16 protein-coding genes are annotated in these 18573 nt (G+C 69.8%); 10 read left to right on the top strand and 6 right to left on the bottom strand.

The window, feature by feature from the left end; all coding sequences use genetic code 11:
- Positions 1-50: 50 nt before the first annotated feature.
- The 5 genes from gspN to mazG are packed head-to-tail and all read left to right on the top strand — an operon-like array spanning position 51 to position 3770.
- Positions 51-824: a type II secretion system protein N gene (gene gspN / locus VI08_RS15870; RefSeq protein WP_052698009.1), complete on the top strand. Its 774-nt coding sequence runs from the start codon at positions 51-53 to the stop codon at positions 822-824.
- Positions 821-1606: an inositol monophosphatase family protein gene (locus VI08_RS15865; RefSeq protein ID WP_045830582.1), complete on the top strand. Its 786-nt coding sequence runs from the start codon at positions 821-823 to the stop codon at positions 1604-1606. The genes gspN and VI08_RS15865 overlap by 4 nt, the downstream gene beginning before the upstream one ends.
- On the top strand, positions 1606-2163 hold the full coding sequence (gene nudE, locus VI08_RS15860; protein WP_045830581.1) for an ADP compounds hydrolase NudE: 558 nt from the start codon (positions 1606-1608) through the stop codon (positions 2161-2163). Before VI08_RS15865 ends, nudE begins: the two co-directional genes overlap by 1 nt.
- Positions 2160-2975 carry a 3'(2'),5'-bisphosphate nucleotidase CysQ gene (gene cysQ, locus VI08_RS15855; RefSeq protein WP_045830580.1) on the top strand — a complete coding sequence of 272 codons (816 nt, stop codon included), beginning with the start codon at positions 2160-2162 and terminating at the stop codon, positions 2973-2975. Before nudE ends, cysQ begins: the two co-directional genes overlap by 4 nt.
- Before the next feature lie 3 nt (positions 2976-2978).
- Entirely contained in the window at positions 2979-3770 is a 792-nt protein-coding gene (mazG, locus tag VI08_RS15850) for a nucleoside triphosphate pyrophosphohydrolase (RefSeq protein ID WP_045830579.1), read from the top strand.
- A 101-nt stretch (positions 3771-3871) separates the two neighbouring features.
- Here mazG and VI08_RS15845 read toward each other — a convergent pair whose 3' ends face one another.
- Complete coding sequence (locus VI08_RS15845; RefSeq protein ID WP_045830578.1) at positions 3872-4399, bottom strand: hypothetical protein; 528 nt, start codon at positions 4397-4399, stop codon at positions 3872-3874.
- A gap of 170 nt (positions 4400-4569) precedes the next feature.
- Here VI08_RS15845 and VI08_RS15840 point away from each other — a divergent pair, with 170 nt between their 5' ends.
- Positions 4570-5343, top strand: coding sequence for a DUF4097 family beta strand repeat-containing protein (locus VI08_RS15840; protein ID WP_045830577.1), 774 nt, complete (start codon positions 4570-4572; stop codon positions 5341-5343).
- 159 nt (positions 5344-5502) lie between these two features.
- A complete protein-coding gene (locus tag VI08_RS15835; RefSeq protein ID WP_045830576.1) occupies positions 5503-6606 on the top strand; it encodes an SLC13 family permease in 1104 nt (367 codons plus the stop codon).
- A gap of 52 nt (positions 6607-6658) precedes the next feature.
- On the opposite strand, the gene VI08_RS15830 is transcribed toward VI08_RS15835, so the two are convergent.
- The 5 genes from VI08_RS15830 to VI08_RS15810 all read right to left on the bottom strand — a co-directional run bounded on the left by VI08_RS15830 (position 6659) and on the right by VI08_RS15810 (position 13009).
- Positions 6659-7942, bottom strand: coding sequence for a polyhydroxyalkanoate depolymerase (locus tag VI08_RS15830; protein WP_045830575.1), 1284 nt, complete (start codon positions 7940-7942; stop codon positions 6659-6661).
- An 84-nt stretch (positions 7943-8026) separates the two neighbouring features.
- Positions 8027-8794 (bottom strand): class I SAM-dependent methyltransferase, encoded by a 768-nt coding sequence (locus VI08_RS15825; RefSeq protein ID WP_084621564.1) that lies wholly within the window; start codon positions 8792-8794, stop codon positions 8027-8029.
- 25 nt (positions 8795-8819) lie between these two features.
- Positions 8820-11096: a xanthine dehydrogenase family protein molybdopterin-binding subunit gene (locus VI08_RS15820; protein WP_045830574.1), complete on the bottom strand. Its 2277-nt coding sequence runs from the start codon at positions 11094-11096 to the stop codon at positions 8820-8822.
- Positions 11093-11644, bottom strand: a complete 552-nt coding sequence (locus VI08_RS15815) for a (2Fe-2S)-binding protein (protein WP_045830573.1) — start codon at positions 11642-11644, stop codon at positions 11093-11095. The genes VI08_RS15820 and VI08_RS15815 overlap by 4 nt, the downstream gene beginning before the upstream one ends.
- Before the next feature lie 48 nt (positions 11645-11692).
- Complete coding sequence (locus VI08_RS15810) at positions 11693-13009, bottom strand: APC family permease (RefSeq protein ID WP_045830572.1); 1317 nt, start codon at positions 13007-13009, stop codon at positions 11693-11695.
- A gap of 261 nt (positions 13010-13270) precedes the next feature.
- On the opposite strand from VI08_RS15810, the gene VI08_RS15805 reads away from it, so the two are divergent.
- Genes VI08_RS15805 through murD form a run of 3 tightly spaced genes read left to right on the top strand, consistent with a single transcriptional unit; the run spans position 13271 to position 18568 of the window.
- The gene (locus tag VI08_RS15805; RefSeq protein WP_269745850.1) at positions 13271-15883 is read left to right on the top strand and encodes a bifunctional aspartate kinase/diaminopimelate decarboxylase; all 2613 of its coding nucleotides are present in this window, start codon (positions 13271-13273) and stop codon (positions 15881-15883) included.
- Positions 15880-17229 carry a UDP-N-acetyl-alpha-D-muramoyl-L-alanyl-L-glutamate epimerase gene (gene murL / locus VI08_RS15800; RefSeq protein ID WP_232309567.1) on the top strand — a complete coding sequence of 450 codons (1350 nt, stop codon included), beginning with the start codon at positions 15880-15882 and terminating at the stop codon, positions 17227-17229. The genes VI08_RS15805 and murL overlap by 4 nt, the downstream gene beginning before the upstream one ends.
- Entirely contained in the window at positions 17216-18568 is a 1353-nt protein-coding gene (gene murD / locus VI08_RS15795; protein WP_045830571.1) for a UDP-N-acetylmuramoyl-L-alanine--D-glutamate ligase, read from the top strand. The genes murL and murD overlap by 14 nt, the downstream gene beginning before the upstream one ends.
- Positions 18569-18573: the final 5 nt, after the last annotated feature.

Raw genomic sequence — 18573 nt, 5'->3', positions numbered from 1 at the left:
ATCATCGCCCCGCCGCGCCGTGTCCTCAAGTTTCGCCAAGAGGTACTGGAGTGAAGTGGTTCCGCCGGATCGGCCTGCTTGTCCTGGTGCTGGTGCTCGCCACCGGCCTTTTCTACTGGTTCCTGCCGGCAAGCGTGGCGGTGCCGTTCGTCGTGCAGCGAGCCCGTGGCGTGGTGCTGGACGATCTCTCGGGCACCGTGTGGAACGGCCGCGCCGGGCGCGTCATGACCCAGGAGGGGCTTGAACTCGGCGCCGCCACCTGGACCCTCGGCCGCGACGTGATCCTCGGCCGCACCCACCTCGACATCCACCTCGATGGCCGCGCGGGCCGCTTCGACGGCCACATGGATCGCACCGAGGCCGACCGCGTGCAGTGGCGCGACGTCGATTTCCGCCTCGATGCCGCGGCGCTCGCCAGCCCGGGGCTGCCCCGCGAGCTGGTGCCGGTGGGCGTGGTCGAGGGCAAGGTTCCCCAGGCCGACCTGCAAGGCAACTGGCCGGTCACGCTCGACGCCGACGTGGCCTGGCGCGCCGCCGCCGTCAAAACCCCCGAGGGCCACGTCACCCTGGGTGGCATCGCCTTCAAGGCGTCGTCGGCCGGTGGCGTGCTGCATGCCACGCTGAAAGACGATGGCGAAGGCTCGCTGGCCGTCGATGCGCGCGTGGCCGCATCGCCACTGGGCTGGCGCATGGAGGGCGCGCTGGTGCCGCGCATCGCCGATACCGCGCTCACCCACCTCATCGCCCGTTTTGGCCCCGTGCGGCCGGACGGCTCCGTTTCCCTGGCCCGCAAGGCCGGGCTCGCCCCCGCGGTATCCCCATGACCGATACGCTCGACAAGGCCCTTTCCGCCGCCCGCGACGCCGCGGGCGCGGCAGCCGAGATCATCCAGCACTACTGGCGCGCCGGCGTCGATGTCATCACCAAGGGCGATGACACGCCGGTGACGGTGGCCGATCGCGAAAGCGAGCTGGCCATCCGCGGCATCCTCGCCGCGGCGCTGCCCGAGGCGGGCATCTATGGCGAGGAGTACGGCGCCGATGACACCACGCGCGAATGGCTCTGGCTGGTCGACCCGCTCGACGGCACCAAGAGCTTCGTGCGCCGCACGCCGTTCTTCTCGACGCAGATCGCGCTGATGCACCACGGTGAACTGGTGCTGGGCGTGTCGTCCGCGCCGGTGTACGGCGAGCGCATGTGGGCGGTGAAGGGCCGCGGCGCGTGGCTCGACGGCGAACGCGTGCAGGTGGCGGGCACGCAGGCGCTCGCGCAGGCCGCGCTCTCCACGGGCAACGTCAAGACGCTTACCGCCGATGCGCGCTGGGGCGTGCTGGGCGAACTCATCCGCGAGAGCAACCGTATCCGTGGCTATGGCGATTTCTGCCACTACCACCTGCTGGCACGCGGCGGCCTCGACCTGGTGCTGGAATCCGATGTCAGTATCCTCGACGTGGCCGCGCTGGCCGTCATCGTCCGCGAAGCGGGCGGCGTCTTCACGCAGCTCGACGGTGGCGCGCTGGGGCTCGCCAGCCGTGATGTGCTCGCCGGCACGCCCGCGATCCACGCCACGGCGCTCGAACGGCTGCGCGGCGCTACAATCGCGTGATGAACAAGCGCCCCACCATCCTCGCCACGCGCGACGCGCCCGATAGCCCCCTCCGCAAGGCGGAGCAGGTCGACCTCGAATTCTCCAACGGCGAGCGCCGCACGTACGAGCGCCTGAAGGGCAGCGGTTTCGGCGCGGTGCTCATCGTGGCCATGCGCGATGCCGACACCGTGCTGCTGGTGCGCGAGTACGGCGTCGGCGTCGATCGCTACGAGCTGGGGGTGCCCAAGGGCCGCCTCGACCAGGACGAGACCACCGAGCAGGGCGCCAACCGCGAACTGAAGGAAGAAGTGGGCTACGGTGCGCGCAAGCTGAAGATCCTCGGCACCTTGTCGCTGTCGCCGTCCTACATGACCCACCTGGCGCACGTGGTGCTGGCCGAAGATCTCTACCCCGAGCGCCTGCAGGGCGACGAGCCCGAGGAACTGGAAGTGGTGCCGTGGCGCCTGGATGCACTCCACGAGCTGCTGGCGCGCGACGATGTCACCGAGGGCCGCTCCATCGCCGCCCTCTTCATGGCCCGCGAGTACCTCGCCGGCCGCTACCAGCCCGCGTGAGCGCGCCGCGCCCGCAGGCCTGGCTCGACGACGTCTGCGCCATCGCGCGCGAGGCCGCCGGGGCCATCCTCGCCATCTACGCGCAGGATTTCGAAGTCATCCAGAAGGCCGATGCCTCGCCGGTCACGGCGGCCGACCTCGCCGCGCAGAAGGTCATCGCGCAGGGCCTGCAGGCCATCGCGCCGGGCGTCCCGGTCATCTCCGAGGAAGCGCTGGCCGCGCCCTGGGCCGAGCGCCGCACATGGCGCCGCTACTGGCTGGTCGATCCGCTCGACGGCACCCGCGAGTTCGTGAAGCGCAATGGCGAGTTCACGGTAAACATCGCGCTCATCGAAGACCACCGTGCGGTGCTCGGCGTGGTGCTCGCGCCCGTCACGGGCGATCTCTACGCCGCGGCGCAGGGGCACGGTGCATGGCGCGAGGCCACGCCTGGCGCGCCGCGCGAGGCGATCCACACCCGCCGGGCCAACGGCCTGCTGCGCGTCACGGGCAGCCGCTCGCACGCGGGCGTCCGCGCGGCCACGCTGCTGGGCCGGCTGGGCGAGCACGAGACCTTCGCGCTGGGTTCCTCGCTGAAGTTCTGCGTCATCGCCCGCGGCGACGCCGACGTGTACCTGCGCCTGGGCGCCACGTCCGAATGGGATACGGCCGCGGCGCAGTGCGTGCTGGAGGAGGCCGGCGGCGCCGTGCTCGATCTCGCCGGCCGGCCGTTCCGCTACAACACACGCGATTCGCTCATCAACCCCGAATTCATCGCCTGCGGCGACACCAGCATCGACTGGGCCGCACGGCTCATCGACCCGGACGCCTGACGCATGCCACGACCCATCGACGACCTCCTCGCGATCATGGCGCGCCTGCGCGATCCGACCGACGGTTGTCCCTGGGACGTGAAGCAGAGCTTCGCCACCATCGCGCCGTACACCATCGAAGAGGCGTACGAGGTGGCCGACGCCATCGACCGCCACGACATGCACGACCTGCGCGACGAACTGGGCGACCTGCTACTGCAGGTGGTGTTCCATGCGCGCATGGCGGAAGAAGCCGGCGAGTTCGCGTTCGCGGACGTGGTCGCGGCCATCTGCGACAAGATGGAGCGCCGGCACCCGCATGTGTTTGGCGACGTGACGCACGAAAGCGATGCCGCGCGCTCGCGCGACTGGGACCGGTTGAAGGCGGAAGAACGCCTTGCGAAGGGCGGAGACGACACCAGCGCGCTGGCCGGGATTTCGCGCGGCCTGCCCGAATGGCAGCGCGCGGTGAAGCTGCAGAAGCGCGCGGCGAACACGGGCTTCGACTGGCCCGACCACCGGCCTGTGCTGGCGAAGCTCGAAGAAGAGCTCGACGAGGTGCGCCACGAGTTCGAGCACGGGGCCGACGACGAGCGCCTCGCGGATGAAATCGGCGACCTGCTGTTTGTCGCCGCCAACCTCGCACGCCACGCGAAGGTCGATGTCTCGCGTGCGCTACGCGGTGCGAACCAGAAATTCGAACGCCGCTTCCGCGGCATGGAAGCCCTGGCCGAAAGCGAGGGGCGCACGCTGGCTTCTTACTCGCTGGAGGAGCAGGAAGCCCTTTGGCGAAAGGTCAAAGCGCAGGAACCGTAGGAGCCCACACCCGTGGGCGACAGCTTTTCGCGAAGAGGCAACGGGTGCGGTTACACCGCTTCGTTGGCTTTTCGCGCACGGGTGTGCGCTCCTACATTTTCTTATTGCGCGCTGGGTGCCGTCTGCGTGCGTTGCTGCATGCGGGCCTTGAACGCCGCCATTTCCTCGTGGCGCTTCTGGTCGTTGGCGAGGTTCTCGTCCAGGCTCTTCTTCATGGTGGCGATGGCGGCGTCGACATTGGCCGGTGCCATCTGCGCGCGGGCGAGGTGGCGGTAGGCGTAGTCGCGCACCATGGGGTTCTGCGACTTGGCCAGCACGCTGTTGTACAGCGCCGGCAGTTCCTTCTGGCGGCCGCTCATGATGTACAGGCGCTCGAGGCCGCGCAGGTCACCGATGACGCCGCTCATTTCGTGGCCGCGGCCGTGGCCCCACTGGCCGTGGTCGCCGCGCGGGCCGCCGTGGTCGTGGCCCCACTTCGGGCCGCCGTCACGCTGCTGCGGGGCCGGCTGGGTGGTGTTGGCCGCCGGGGCGGCGGGGGCCTTGGGGGCGGCGTCCTGCGCGAAAGCGAAGGCGGCCGAACCGGCAAGGAGGAGGGAGGCGGCGCTGGCGAGCAGGGTCTTGCGTTGCATGGGGTGTCTCTCCGGGTGGCTGTTGCACGGGAGAAAACGTGGCTGCCCGCCCGCGGTTGACTGCCCGGTTGCCGTCCGGTCAGTTTCGTGTGAAAACGCGCATTGCAACCTTCTGCGGGCGGGCTGCATCCATGACCGGCACACCGCATCATCACCGGAGGGCACCACCCATGCGTCACCTCATTTTCGCCGCGCTACTGCTCACGCCGCTGGCCGCCATGGCCGACAACCCCGAATGCAAGTTCCACGCGGACCGCAACCTCGATTTCGACCTGTCGTCGGTCAAGGCCGTCCGCTTTGTCGTGAACTCGTTCGACCTCAAGGTGAACGGCAGTGGCGGTGGCAAGCCGGGCGCGCATGGCCGCGCCTGTGGCTCCACCCAGGCCATCGCCGATAACCTCGAGGTCGTGCAGTCGAAGCAGGGCGATACGCTGGTCGTCGAGCTGCGCAACAAGGACAGCGGCTGGCACATGAACTGGGGCGGCTCCTACGCCGAGCTGAAGGTCGAGGCCAACGTGCCTGCCAACCTCCCCGTCATCGTCGAGGTCGGCTCGGGCGATGCCGAGGTGCGTGGCGTGGCGTCGCTCGAGAGCGCCGCCGGCTCGGGTGACCTCATCGTCGATGGCGTGCGCGGCCGCGTCAAAGCCAACGTGGGCTCCGGCGACGTCAAGGTCTCCAACAGCGGCCCCATCGAAGTGGGTAGCGTTGGTTCCGGCGATTTCACCGCCCGCACCATCAACGGCGGCGTCAGCATCGGCACCGTGGGCTCGGGTGACGCCAAGCTCACCGACATCACGGGCAACGTCGATGTCGGCACCATTGGCTCGGGCGACCTCGACGTGGACGGCGTGAAGGGCGACCTGCACGTCCGCACCGCCGGCAGCGGCGATGTCGACCACAAGGGCGTCACCGGCAAGGTCGATATCCCCGACAAGTTCCGCTGAGGGTGCCCGTAGGAGCCCGCTTGCGGGCGACATCTTTCGCGATACTGCTGCAGGGCCTGCTGCGTTTGGGCGAAAGATGTCGCGCGCAAGCGCGCTCCTACAGTTCGACGACATACCGGTTCGCTATGATCCACCTCACCTTGAGGTCGGATCCCCCGGATGACGTGGCTGCCTGAGTCGTTGCGCAACCTGCGCCGCGACGTGTTTTTCCTCGTGCTGCTCGGCGTGGCCATCCTCTTCGCGGTGGCCATGCCGGCGCGCATCGCCAGCTGGCCGTCGCTGGTCGACTGGCCCACCATCGCGGCGCTCGCCGGCCTGCTCATCCTCACCAAGGCCGTGGAGCAAAGCGGCGCCCTGGCGCATGCCGGCCGCTGGCTCATCGACCACACGCCCACGCGCCGGCTGGCCGCGCTGGGCCTCGTGGGCGCCACGGCGTTGCTGTCGATGCTGCTCACCAACGACGTGTCGCTGTTCGTGATGGTGCCGCTCACGCTCAGCATGTGCCGCATCGCCCGGATACCGGCCATGCGCCTGGTCATCTTCGAGGCCCTGGCCGTGAACGCCGGCTCCATGCTCACGCCCATAGGCAACCCGCAGAACCTGTTCCTTTGGCAGCAGTGGGGCATCGGCTTTGGCGGCTTCGTCTGGCAGATGCTGCCGGTGGTGGCCATCGCCATGGCGCTGCTGCTGGCGCTCACGGCCGTGGCGTTCCCGGGCACGCCGCTGGAGGTGCACGAGCACGTCGACAGCGGGCTCGACCGCGCCATGCTCATCGTGGGCGCCGTGCTTTACATCCCCTTCCTGTTCCTCGCCGACGCGCACCACGCCGCCTGGGGCCTGCTTGGCCTGTTCGTGGCATTCGCGCTGTTCCGCCGCAAGGTGCTCGCCGCCATCGACTGGGGCCTGCTGCTCACCTTCGTGCTGATGTTCATCGACCTGCGCATGCTGGCGGGCCTGGGCATCATCAGGCAATGGCTGGGCGCGCTTGACCTGCACCAGCCGCTGCACCTGTTCGCCACGGGAGCGCTGGCCTCGCAGGTGGTGAGCAACGTGCCCGCGGCGATCCTGCTGGCCGAGTATTCACACGACTGGCGCACGCTGGCGTGGGCCGTGAACGTCGGCGGCTTCGGCTTCATCCTGGGCTCGCTGGCCAACCTCATCGCGCTACGGCTGCTGGGCGAGAAGCGCGCCTGGGGCGCGTTCCACGCGTGGTCGGTGCCGTTCTTCGTGGTGATGGCCGCGATAGGCGCGCTGCTCTTGTAGGAGCGCGCTTGCGCGCGATCGCGCGCAAGCGCGCTCCCACATGGCGGCTTTTTCAGGCCTTGCGGGTGCCTTGCGCGCCGGTGTTGCTGTTGCCTTTGTCGTACTGCTTGATGAAGTCGCGCACGTGGGGGTACACCACGTCGCGCCAGCGGCGGCCGCTGAAGATGCCGTAGTGGCCGGCGCCTTCCACGGTAATGTGCTTCTTGCGCTTCTTGGTAATGCCCTTGCACAGGCCGTGCGCGGCTTCGGTCTGGCCCAGGCCCGAGATATCGTCGAGCTCGCCCTCGATGGTGAGCAGGGCGGTGTCCTTGATCTTCGCGGGCTTGACCAGCTCGCCGTGCACTTCCCACGTGCCCTTGGGCAGCCGGTGTTCCTGGAACACGGTTTCGATGGTGTCGAGGTAGTACTCGGCCGGCATGTCGAGCACGGCGTTGTACTCGTCGTAGAACTTGCGGTGCGCCTCGGCGTCGTCCAGGTCGCCCTTGCGCAGGTTCTCGTAGAAATCCCAGTGCGACATGACATGCCGGCTGGGGTTCATGGCAAGGAAGCCCGCGTGCTGCAGGAAGCCCGGGTACACCTCGCGGCCCGCGCCGGGGTACTGGTAGGGCACCTTGTGGATGAGCTGGTTGCGGAACCACGAGAGCGGCCGCGTGGTGGCCAGGTTATCGACGCTGGTGGGGCTCTCGCGGGTATCGATGGGCCCGCCCATGAGGGTGAGCGTGGCGGGCGTGGCCTCGCCGCGCGCGGCCATGAGCGATACCGCGGCCAGCACCGGCACGGTGGGCTGGCACACCGAGACCACGTGCGCGCGGTGGACGCCCACGTGGCGGATGAAGTCCTCGATGTACGACACGTAGTCGGCGAGGGAGAACGAGCCCTCCTGCAGCGGCACCATGCGGGCGTCGACCCAGTCGGTGATGTACACCTTGTGGTCGCGCAGCAGCGTGCGCACGGTATCGCGCAGCAGCGTGCTGTGGTGGCCGGAAAGCGGCGCCACGACGAGCACCGCCGGGTCGTGCTTCATCTTGTCGACGGTGGCCTGGTCGTCGCTGAAGCGCTTGAAGCGCTTGAGCGTGCAGAACGGCTTGCTCATCGCCACCTGCTCCACGATGGCCACGTCGTGGCCATGCGCGTGCACGCTGTGGATGTCGAACTCGGGCTTCTCGTAGGCCTTGCCCAGGCGGAACATCAGCTCGTAGCCGGCAGCGGCGCGGTCGGCGCCAGGCATGCGGGCAAAGGGGCTGGCGAGGTCACCGAACATCTTGGCGCCGGCTTCGGCCCAGTACGACAGCGGGCTGAGCATGGACCGCTGCCATTCGTGCATCAGGTAGAGCATGCCGCTTCAATCCGGGGGACGTGGAGGTGGCGCATCATAACCAGTTGCGCCGCGCCATATGTAAAGCCCCTGTTTTTGCTCGATTTAAGTAATTGCCTTGCGGCAGACCAGCAGGACCTCGTCGACGCCGGGGGCCGGGTCGAAGCCCGGTTTGAAGGCCAGCGGCTTCTGGAACCGCATGCCCAGCGGCATGAACACGCGGTTGTACCACCACATGGCGCGGGCCCGGTGGTGGGTGAGGAAATACTGGCCCAGGTCGAGCAGCTTCGACGACTTGGGCTGCATGCCGTAGACGGCGCTGCGCTCGATGGTGAAGCCATGGCGCGCGAGCAGGGCGCGGATGGCCTCGGGCTCGTAGCGGCGGTAGTGGCCCACGAAATCGTCGAACGGGGTCCAGGCGTCGGGGTGCAGCGGGGTGGACAGCAGCAGGCTGGCCCCTGGCACCGCCACGCGGGCCAGTTCACCGAGGGCACCGTCGTCGTCCACCACGTGCTCGAGGATGTCGAAGGCGCAGACGAAATCGAACGCGCCATCGCGGAACGGCAGGGCACCGATCATGGCGTTGGCCACCCGCGCGCCGGCCCGGCGCAGCTCGGACAGGGCCGGGCGCGACAGGTCGACGAACTGGGTATCGGCCAGCGGCAGGCGCGGGCGCAGGCCCGGCGCCACCTCCAGGCGGCTGGTGGCGCGGGCGGCCAGCTCCGAGACCAGCGGCCAGGTGTTGAAACGCTCGGGCGCGCACAGGCGGGCATCGGCCCACAGCGCATCGTAGAAGCGCTTGTTGCCGGCGATGAGGTCGGCGTCGGTGCGGCGTGGCGCGGCGGCTCCCGAGGTGAATGATGCGGTGGACATGCTTTACCCCGGGGACGTTCGTTGATTAACGCAGGCGAGCCAGCTCGCGCAGCAGGGGCAACCTGCGGACGCGGACGGCGGTGGCGCGGAACACGGCATTGGCCAGCGCCGGTGCCGCCGAGGGCATGCCGATGACGCTGGCGCCGGCAGGATCGGCCGTGGACGGCACGATCACGGTCTCCACCTCGTAAGGCATCGGCTGCGTGGCGGACACAGGGTAATCCTTGAACCCGGCCTGCTGCACCTTGCCGTCCTTCACGGTGATGGCGAGGTTCAGCGCGGTGGACAGCGCATCGAGCGTGGCGCCCTCGAGCTGGGCGGCCAGGCCCAGGGGGTTCACGGCGCGGCCCACGTCGGCGACGCACACCACGCGGTGGATATCGATGCCGTCCTGCGTGGGGGCCACCTCGATGGCATGCGCCACGTAGGTGCCGAACACGTAGGCGCAGGCGATGCCCAGGCCGTTTTCGCTGCGCAGCCAGCGGCTCCAGTCGAGCTTGTCGGCGGCGAGCTTCAGCACGTTGGCCATGCGGGCGGTATCGATGGGACCGCCGCGGCCGTTGTACGGCAGCTGGCGCGCGTCGCCCAGCATCTGCAGGCGGTAGTCGAGCGGGTTGGCGCCTACCGCGTGGGCCAGCTCGTCGATGAAGCTTTCGCTGGCGAACGTGGGGGTAACATGCGGCGAGCCGCGCCACTCGCCGCGCGCCAGCAGGGAATCGAGCGGGTAGTAGTCGCTGCGGTAGTTCGGCACGAGGCCGGCCGGCAGCGCATCGGGCACCAGCTCGGACTGCCAGAGGCGGTCGGGCGGGGTGGCGCGGCCGGCGAGCACGGAGGGGCTGGCCATGCGCTGGTGCCAGCCGACGATGGCCTTCTTCTTGTCGAGCGAGGCGTTGAGGCGGTGCACCGCGAACGGCCGGTAGTAGTCGTGGGCCAGGTCGTCGTCGCGGGTCCACAGCACGCGCACCGGGCGGTTCTGGATCTCCTGCGGCTTCTTGGCCTGGGCGATGGCCACGGCCTCGGCGATGTAATCGGATTCGAGCCGGCGGCCGAAGCCGCCGCCGCCGCGCGGCACGCGGATGTAGACCTGGTCGGGGCCGAAGCCGGTCATCCGCTGCACCACGGCGTAGACCTGGCGGGGCGATTGCGTGGCCGCGACGATGGTGATGCTCGTATCCGGGTCGAGGCGCACCAGGCAGTTGGGGGTCTCGGCGGTGGCATGCGCCACCCATGGCTGCACGTAGGTGGATTCGAGGGCGCGCGCGGCTTTCTTGCGTGCGGTGGCGACATCGCCATCGTTGCGCACCGTGCTGGGCGTGGCGGTGTCGTCGTCGAACAGCGCAAGCGCTTTCTTCTCGAGGTCGCCGGCGGAGGGCTCGGTGGCCTGGCCCGGTTTCCACGTGGCCTTGAGGGCCTCGCGGCCTTTCAGCGCGGCCCACGTATCGCGCGCGATGACGGCGATGGCGGGCGCCTGCGCGGCCATGCCGGGCGCCTGGCCCTGTTCGGGGGTGACGTCGACCACCGCGAACACGCCCTCGACCTTGCCGGCCGCGTCGCGGTCGGCGCCATCGAGCGAGCCCCCCGGGTAGGGGCAGCGGGCCAGCACGGCGATGAGCGGCTCGCCGATGGATTCGTCGGCCGCGTAGCGCAGCGCGCCGGTGACGACGGCGCGGGCGTCGATATCGCCGGCCGGCTGGCCGATGAGGGTGTAACGCTCGGCGGCCTTGACCGGGGGCGGCGTGGCGGGCGCGTCGATGCCCGCGGCGGCGCTGGCGAGGTCGCCGTAGGAGATGCGGCGGCCGTCGGCGGCGACGGCCATGCCGCCCTCGCCGCGCAGCTGCTCGGCCGGCACGCCGAGGCGGCGCGCGGCCGCCTGCAGCAGCAGCCAGCGGGCGAGCGCGCCGGCCTGGCGCAGGTCGGCCCACGCGGCGGGGATGCTGGTGGCATCGCCGCTGCGCTGGCGGCCGTAGGTGAATTTGGGTTCGCCGTTGCCCTTCTCGATGCCCAGGCCGAGGTACTCGACCACGACGCGGTTCCAGTCGGCGTCCATCTCGTCGGCGATGATGCGCGCCAGCGACGTGGCCGTGCCTTCGCCGTTATCCGGGTCGCGCACGCCGATGAACGTGCGCCCATCGGCCGCCACGCGGATATAGGGCCCGACCTGGGCCCAGGCATCGCCCAGCAGCGCAAGCGGCACGGGGCGCTCGGCGGCCTCGACGGTGCCGATGCCGATGACAAGGGCGCCCGCGGTGCCCGCGGCGTACTTCAGGAAGCGGCGGCGGGAGAGTTTGACCTCGCCGCTCATGCCTTCTTTTCCTTCATGGTGCCGGCGGCGCGCTTGATCGCCTTGCGGATGCGGCCGTAGCTGCCGCAGCGGCAAAGGTTGCCGATCTTGTCGATGTCGGCATCGGAGGGGTTTTTCTGGCGGTTGAGGAGATCCACGGCGGCCATGACCTGGCCCGGCTGGCAGAACCCGCACATGATGGCGTCCTCGTCGATCCACGCCTGCTGCACCGGATGCAGCGTGCCGTCCTTGCCGGCGAGGCCCTCGACGGTGGTGACGCGCTTGCCGGCCATGGTTTCCATCTTCGCCTGGCAGCTGGCGACGGCCTTGCCGTCGACGATCACGGTACAGAAGCCGCAATTGCCCTGGTCGCAGCCGTATTTCGCCCCCGTGAGGCGCAGCACGTCACGCAGGTACCACAGCAACGGCATGGCCTTGTCGCCGGTGTGGCGGTAGCGCTCATCGTTGACGATCAGGTCGATGCCTTCGCGTACGGGCTTGGGCGGCACCTCGGTGGCGCCCTGCGTGGGGGGAACGGGTACGGGCGACGTCGGGCCTTGCTGTGCCATCTGCTTTCCTCAAGCTGAACCGGGCCATTGTGGCATCCGGGCCCCCGTTCAGCGAGCGAGTTTACTGAACAGGCGTCGCCACACGGCGTACACGGGCAGCCCGGCAAGCACCACGCCGCACACGACGGCGGCGCTGAGCGGCTTCGACCATGCATAGGCCACCACCACCGCGACGACGGTGGCCATGAACACGAGGGGCAGCAGGGGGTAGGCCGGCGTGACGAAGCTGGGGCGCTCCTTCACGTGGCGGCGGTACCAGAACAGGGTGGCGATGGTGACGGCATAGGCGGCCCAGTCGCCGAACGTGGCGAAATCGAGCAGCTGGCCGTAGTTGGCGGCCAGCACCAGCAGGATGGCCCAGCCCGAGAGGGCGCCCAGGGCGATGTTGGGCGTGCGGTGCACCGGGTGCAGGCGGGCCACGCTGGCGAAGAACAGGCCGTCCTCGCCCATCACCTGCAGCACGCGGGCGCCCGCCACGAGCGTGATGTTGCAGAAGCCCAGCGTCGAGATGGCGATGCCGATGGCGATGACCTTGGCGCCGGCGTCGCCAAAGACGCGGCTCATCACGTCGGCGGCCGGGGCGCTGCTGGCGGCCAGGCCGTCGTGGCCCAGCACGGCCAGGTAGGCGTAGTTGGTGAGCACGTAGGCCGCGATGACGACGAGCATGCCCAGCACCAGGGCGCGTGGCAGCGTGCGCTGCGGGTCGCGCACCTCGCCGGCCAGGTTGTTGAGGTAGCTGAAGCCCGAGAACGCGAACAGCACGGGCAGCAGGGCACCCGCGATGCCGCCCGCCCCGGGCGGCATCGGCGAGCTGCTGAAGGCCTGCGTGGTGCCGGCGCCCGCGAACGCGAGGCCGGTGACGACCAGCACGGCGATGGCGGCCAGCTTGAGGATGGCGAACACGTTCTGGATGCGCGCGCCCAGCTTGATGCCGAACAGGTTGATGCCGGTGACGAAGACCAGGGCGCCGACGGCCAGCGGCTTCACGAGGTTCGCGGGCAGGCCGAACACCGACGTGGCGTAGGTGCCGAAGATGGTGGCCACCGCGGCGGCGCTGCCGCTGTAGATCACCAGCAGCATCGTCCACCCGAACAGGAACCCGGCCAGCTCGCCGAAGGCCTCGCGCAGGTAGACGTAGCTGCCGCCGGCCTGCGGGCGGCGGGCGCCGAGCTCGGAGTAGCACAGGCAGCCCACCAGGGTGAGCAGGCCGGCCCCCACCCAGAGACCAAGCAGCACCAGCCCCGAGGAGGTGCGCTGCGCCGCGATACCCGGGTTCAGGAAGATGCCCCCGCCGATGATGCCGCCGACGACGATCAGCGCGGCGTCGAAGAGGGTGAGGCGGCGGGCGTATCCGGGGTTTTCCATGGGGCGCTTGGGTCGCGAGGTGGGTTGGGAGGGTGAGGATGGCCGGGATGGGGGGTGATGGGAAGAGGGGGATTGGGTCGGTCGCTCTAAGGGAGGTTGCCTCGTCGCCGCTTCGTTGGCTTTTCGCGCACGGGTGTGCGCTCCTACGGACGCCGCTTCGTCAGGTTGACGCCGCTTCGTAGGGGCGTTGCGTTTTGTGCGTTGCGGCGCAACACTCGGTCGGATTTTTCTTTGATTTCCCCAACCAACGCAAAGAGAACCGTGAGCGAGAACGCAAACGCGCCGTTGCCTGACAACGCGCCCTGGATCGTCATGAAGTTCGGCGGCACCTCCGTGGCCACCGCCGCGCGCTGGCGCAATATCCTCGAGCTGGCCGCCAGCCGCCGCGCCGAAGGCGCGCGCGTGCTGATCGTGGTCTCGGCCCTGTCCGGTATCACCGACGGCCTGAAACAGCTTTGCACGCACACGGAATCGAAACGCCGCTCGGATGCGGCCGCCGCACTGGCCGATCGCCACCATGCCCTGCTGGGCGAGATGTCGCTGGCCCTGCCGGAGACCCTGGGCGCGCGGCTCGACGGCCTCGCGGTGCTGGCCGAGGCCGGCCCGGCGGCGCTGGGCGAGCTGGCCTGGCAGGCCGCGGTGCAGGCGCACGGCGAGCTCATGTCCAGCGCGCTGGGCGCCGCGTTCCTCACCGCCAATGGCCTGCCCACCCAGTGGCTGGATGCGCGCGAGTGCCTCAACGCGGTGGCGCTGCCGAACCAGAACGAGCGCACCCGCCTGCTTTCGGCCATGGTCGAACCGCACCCCGACCCGGCGCTTTCCGCCGCCCTGGCCGCGCGTGGCGAGGTCTTCATCACGCAGGGTTTCATCGCCCGCGACGAAGAAGGCCGCACGGTGCTGCTCGGCCGCGGTGGCTCGGATACCTCGGCGGCGTACTTCGGTGCGCTGCTGGCGGCGGCGCGCGTGGAGATCTGGACCGACGTGGCCGGCATGTTCAGCGCCAACCCGCGCCAGGTGGCCAGTGCACGCCTGTTGCAGCGCCTGGACTATGAAGAAGCCCAGGAAATCGCCTCCACGGGCGCGAAGGTGCTGCACCCGCGCTGCCTGTCGCCGCTGCGCGAGCCGCGCGTGCCGCTGCTGGTGAAAGACACCAACCGCCCCGAGCTCGAGGGCACGGTCATCGGCCCCGAGGTGCGCGAGCACGCGCCCAGCATCAAGGCGATCAGCGCGCGCAAGGGCATCACGCTGGTGTCGATGGAATCGGTGGGCATGTGGCAGCAGGTGGGCTTCCTCGCCGACGTGTTCGATGCGTTCAAGCGCCACGGCCTGTCGGTGGACCTCATTGGCTCGGCTGAAACCAACGTCACGGTCTCGCTCGACCCGACCGAGAACCTGCTCGATTCGGACGCCATCGCCGCGCTCGCGGCCGACCTGGCGCGCGTGTGCCGGGTGAAGGTCATCGCGCCGTGCGCCGCCATCACGCTGGTGGGGCGTGGCATGCGTTCGATGCTGCACAAGCTTTCCGCGGTGCTCGCCGAGTTCGGCCAGCTGCGCGTGCACCTCATCTCGCAGTCGTCGAACAACCTCAACCTCACCTTCGTGGTGGACGAGGACGTGGTGGACGATATCCTGCCGCGCCTGCACGAGATGCTCATCGGCGCCGGCGCGCTGCGCACCGACGACAGCATGGTGTTCGGCCCGGCGTGGCAGGCGCTCTACGGCAGTGGCGAGGCCGCGCTGCCCGCCGCCGCGTGGTGGCAGGGCGAGCGCCCGCGCTTGCTCGAGCTGGCCGCGCAGCGCAGCCCGCGTTACGTCTACCACCTGCCCACCGTGCGTGCGCAGGCGCGCAAGGTGAAGTTGCTGCAGGCGGTGGACCGCGCGCACTACGCGGTAAAGGCCAATACCCACCCCGGCATCCTCAAGGTGCTGGCGGAGGAGGGCTTCGCGTTCGAATGCGTCTCGCCGGGTGAACTCGAGGCGGTCGCGGCCGTCGTGCCCGAAAGCGCGCCGTTGCTGTTCACGCCCAACTTCGCCGCGCGCCGCGATTTCGAGGCCGCGCTGGCCACCCGCGCCACCATCACCATCGATGCGCTGCACCCCATCGAGCACTGGGGCGAGCTGTTCCGCGGCCGCGCCATCGTGTTGCGCGTGGACCTGGGCCGTGGCCTGGGCCACCACCAGAAAGTGAAGACGGGCGGCACGGGCAGCAAGTTCGGCGTGCCCATCGAGCACGTGGACCGCTTCCTGCGCCTGGCCGACGATGCCGGCGCGCGGGTCATCGGCCTGCATGCGCACCTGGGCTCGGGCATCCTCGACGCGGCGCACTGGGGCGAGGTGTACTCGCAGCTGGCGGCGCTGGCCGAGCGCATCGGCACCATCGAGGTGCTGAACATCGGTGGCGGCCTCGGCGTGCCCTCGCACCCGGGCGAGGCGCCGCTCGACATGATCGCGCTCGATCGCGTGCTCACCTCGGTGCGCCAGGCCTACCCACAGTTCCAGCTGTGGATGGAGCCGGGCCGGTTCCTCGTGGCCGACGCCGGCGTGCTGCTGGCGCGCGTCACGCAGGAGAAGGAAAAGGGCGCGAACATCCGCTACCTGGGGCTGGACACGGGCATGAACAGCCTCATCCGGCCCGCGCTTTACGATGCGCGGCACGAGATCGCCAACCTGACGCGCTTCGGCGCGCCCGCCACCACGATGTACCAGGTGGTTGGCCCGATCTGCGAGACAGGCGATATCCTTGGCTCCGACCGGCGCCTGCCCGAATCGTTCGAGGATGACGTGATACTTATTGCACAGGGGGGCGCCTACGGCGCCGTGATGGCGTCGCGGTACAACCTGCGCGACGCCGCTGACGAGGTGCTCCTGCCGTGACCGACGTGCAAGCCGACCCGCGCGAAAGCCAGCGCTTCCGTTTCGTGCGCCATGCCTATGCCGATGGCGTGGCGGAACTGGCCTATGCGTTCGACGATGGCCCGGAACTGGTGGAGCGCATCACGTTCCCCGGCGCCCCGGCCATCCCGGCCGGCCGCGAGGCCGCGTTCGCCGCGGCCCTGCGCCTGCTGCACCTGGTCGCGGGCGTCAGCTACTACAAGGCCGGCATCCCGCCGGCCATCGTGGTGGAAGGCGCGCCGCTGGATGACGAAGGCGCGGCGATGTTCGATGCGCTGTACGTGCACGGCCTGGCCGAGTTCGCGTACCGCAACCGCCTCGACCTGCGCGGCCGCATCCGCTTCCCGTCCAGCGCGGCGAAACCGGTGGCGGCGCCGGCCATCGGCCTGCCGAAGCGCTCGTTGCTGCCCATCGGCGGTGGCAAGGATTCGGTGGTGGCGGTGGAGGCGGTCAAATCCATCGGTGCCGACGCCACGGCCGCGTGGGTGGGCAATTCGCCGCTCATCGCCGAGTGCGCCGCGCGCACGGGTCTCTCCACGCTCAACATCTCGCGCGAGCTGGCGCCGGGCCTGTTCGAACTGAACCGGCTGGGCGCGTGGAACGGGCACATTCCGGTCACCGCCATCAACTCCGCCATCCTCGTCGTCGCGGCCGTGCTCTACGGGTACGACTCCATCGTGTTCGCCAACGAGCGTTCGGCGTCGGTGGCCACGCTGGAATACGACGGCCAGGAAGTGAACCACCAGTGGAGCAAGGGCTTCGGCTTCGAGAAGACCTTCCACGATTACGTGCACTCGCACGTCGCCGCCGACCTCGATTACTGCTCGCTGCTGCGGCCGTGGTCCGAGCTGGCCGTCACCAGCGCGTTCGCCCGCCTGGGCGGCGAGTACTTCGGCGTGTTCTCCAGCTGCAACCGCAACTTCCGCATCCTCGGCCCCAAGCCGGCGGACCGCTGGTGCGGGCAGTGCCCTAAGTGCCACTTCGTGTTCCTCGCGCTGGCGCCGTTCATGCCCAAGCCGCGGCTCACGTCCATCTTCGGGCGCAACCTGCTCGACGATCCCGACCTGGCCGCTGCGTTCGACGCACTGCTCGAATTCCACGACCACAAGCCGTTCGAATGCGTGGGCGAGGGCGCGGAAGCGCGCGCCGCCATGTTCGCCCTCGCCAACCGGCCGGAATGGCAGGAGGACGCCCTGGTGGCGCGCTTCCGCCGCGAGATCCTGCCGCAACTGGATCCGTCCGAGCTGGCGCTGGAACCCTGGCTGCAGCCGGGTGCCTCGCACCTGGTGCCGGCGCGCCTGCTCGGAGCCCTGGATGCGCTGGGCTGATCTCGCGGGCAAACGCGTCGCCGTCTGGGGTTTCGGTCGCGAAGGCCGCGCCGCGCTCGATGCGCTGGCGCGGCGGCTGCCGGGGCAGGGCGTCGATATCTACCTGGGTGCCGATGAAGCCGAGGCCGCCCGCGCGGCGTACCCGCATGCGCGGGTGCACGCCACGCCGCCCGATACGGCCGCGCTGGCACGCTACGACGTCGTCATCAAATCGCCCGGCATCTCCGCGTACAAACCCGAGCTGCTGGGCGCGCAGGCGGCCGGCACGCGTTTCACCTCCGGCACCGCGCTGTGGTTCGGTGGGCATACGGGCGCGCGCACCATCGCCGTCACCGGCACGAAGGGCAAGAGCACCACGTCGGCGTTCCTCGCGCACCTTGCGCGTTCGCTCGGCGTGCGTACGGCGCTGGCCGGCAATATCGGCCTGCCACTGCTCGAGCTCGACGACGGCGACGCCGCGCTGTGGGTCATCGAGCTGTCGAGCTTCCAGACCGGCGAAGCCATGGGTGTCGACCTGGGCGTCGTCACCAGCCTCTACGAAGAACACCTCGACTGGCACGGCTCGCGCGAGCGCTATGTCGACGACAAGCTCAAGCTGCTGTGCGCCTCGGCGCGCGTGCTGGTGAATGGCATGCAGCCGGCGCTGGTGGAACGCGCCGCCAGCCATCCGGGCCTGCATATGTTTGGCGATGCTGCGGGCTGGCATGTCGCGGACGGCTGGATCCGCCGTGGCGACGACGACGTGATCCGCGCCGACCGCGTCGCGGCGCCGGGCCTGCACAACGCGATCAACGCATGTGCCGCGCTGGCGGCGCTCGAACTCATGGGGCTGGATGCGCGCGCGGCCGCGCCCGCGCTGGCCACCTTCGTGCCCCTGCCGCACCGCCTGCAGCCGCTGGGCGTGCGCGACGGCCTGCGCTGGGTGAACGATTCGATCAGCACCACGCCACTGGCCAGCCTCGCCGCGCTGGAAGCCGTGCACGACGAGCATGTCGCGCTCATCGTCGGCGGCCACGATCGCGGCCTCGACTGGTCGGTGTTCGTGCAGGCCATGCGCCAGCAGGGCTGCGACGCGATCATCTGCCAGGGCGCCAACGGCACGCGCATCGCCGACCAGCTCGAAGCGGCGGGCATTTCCAACGTCTACCGCGCCATCGACGTGGCGTCGGCCGTCGGTGCCGCGCGCCGCGTGCTCAACGGCCGCGGCACGGTGGTGCTGTCACCCGGTGCGCCGAGTTTCGACCAGTTCAAGGATTACGCCGACCGCGGGCGCCGCTTCGCGGAGATGGCGGGCTTCGAGGCCGATGCGGCGAGCATCCAGGGGCTGGGTATCCGGTAATCGCC

Origin of the sequence: Luteibacter yeojuensis (assembly GCF_000964085.1) — a bacterium.
Classification (GTDB): domain Bacteria; phylum Pseudomonadota; class Gammaproteobacteria; order Xanthomonadales; family Rhodanobacteraceae; genus Luteibacter; species Luteibacter yeojuensis_A.
The sequence above is the reverse complement of the archived record's forward strand: the minus strand, read 5'-3'. Positions and strand labels throughout refer to the sequence as shown.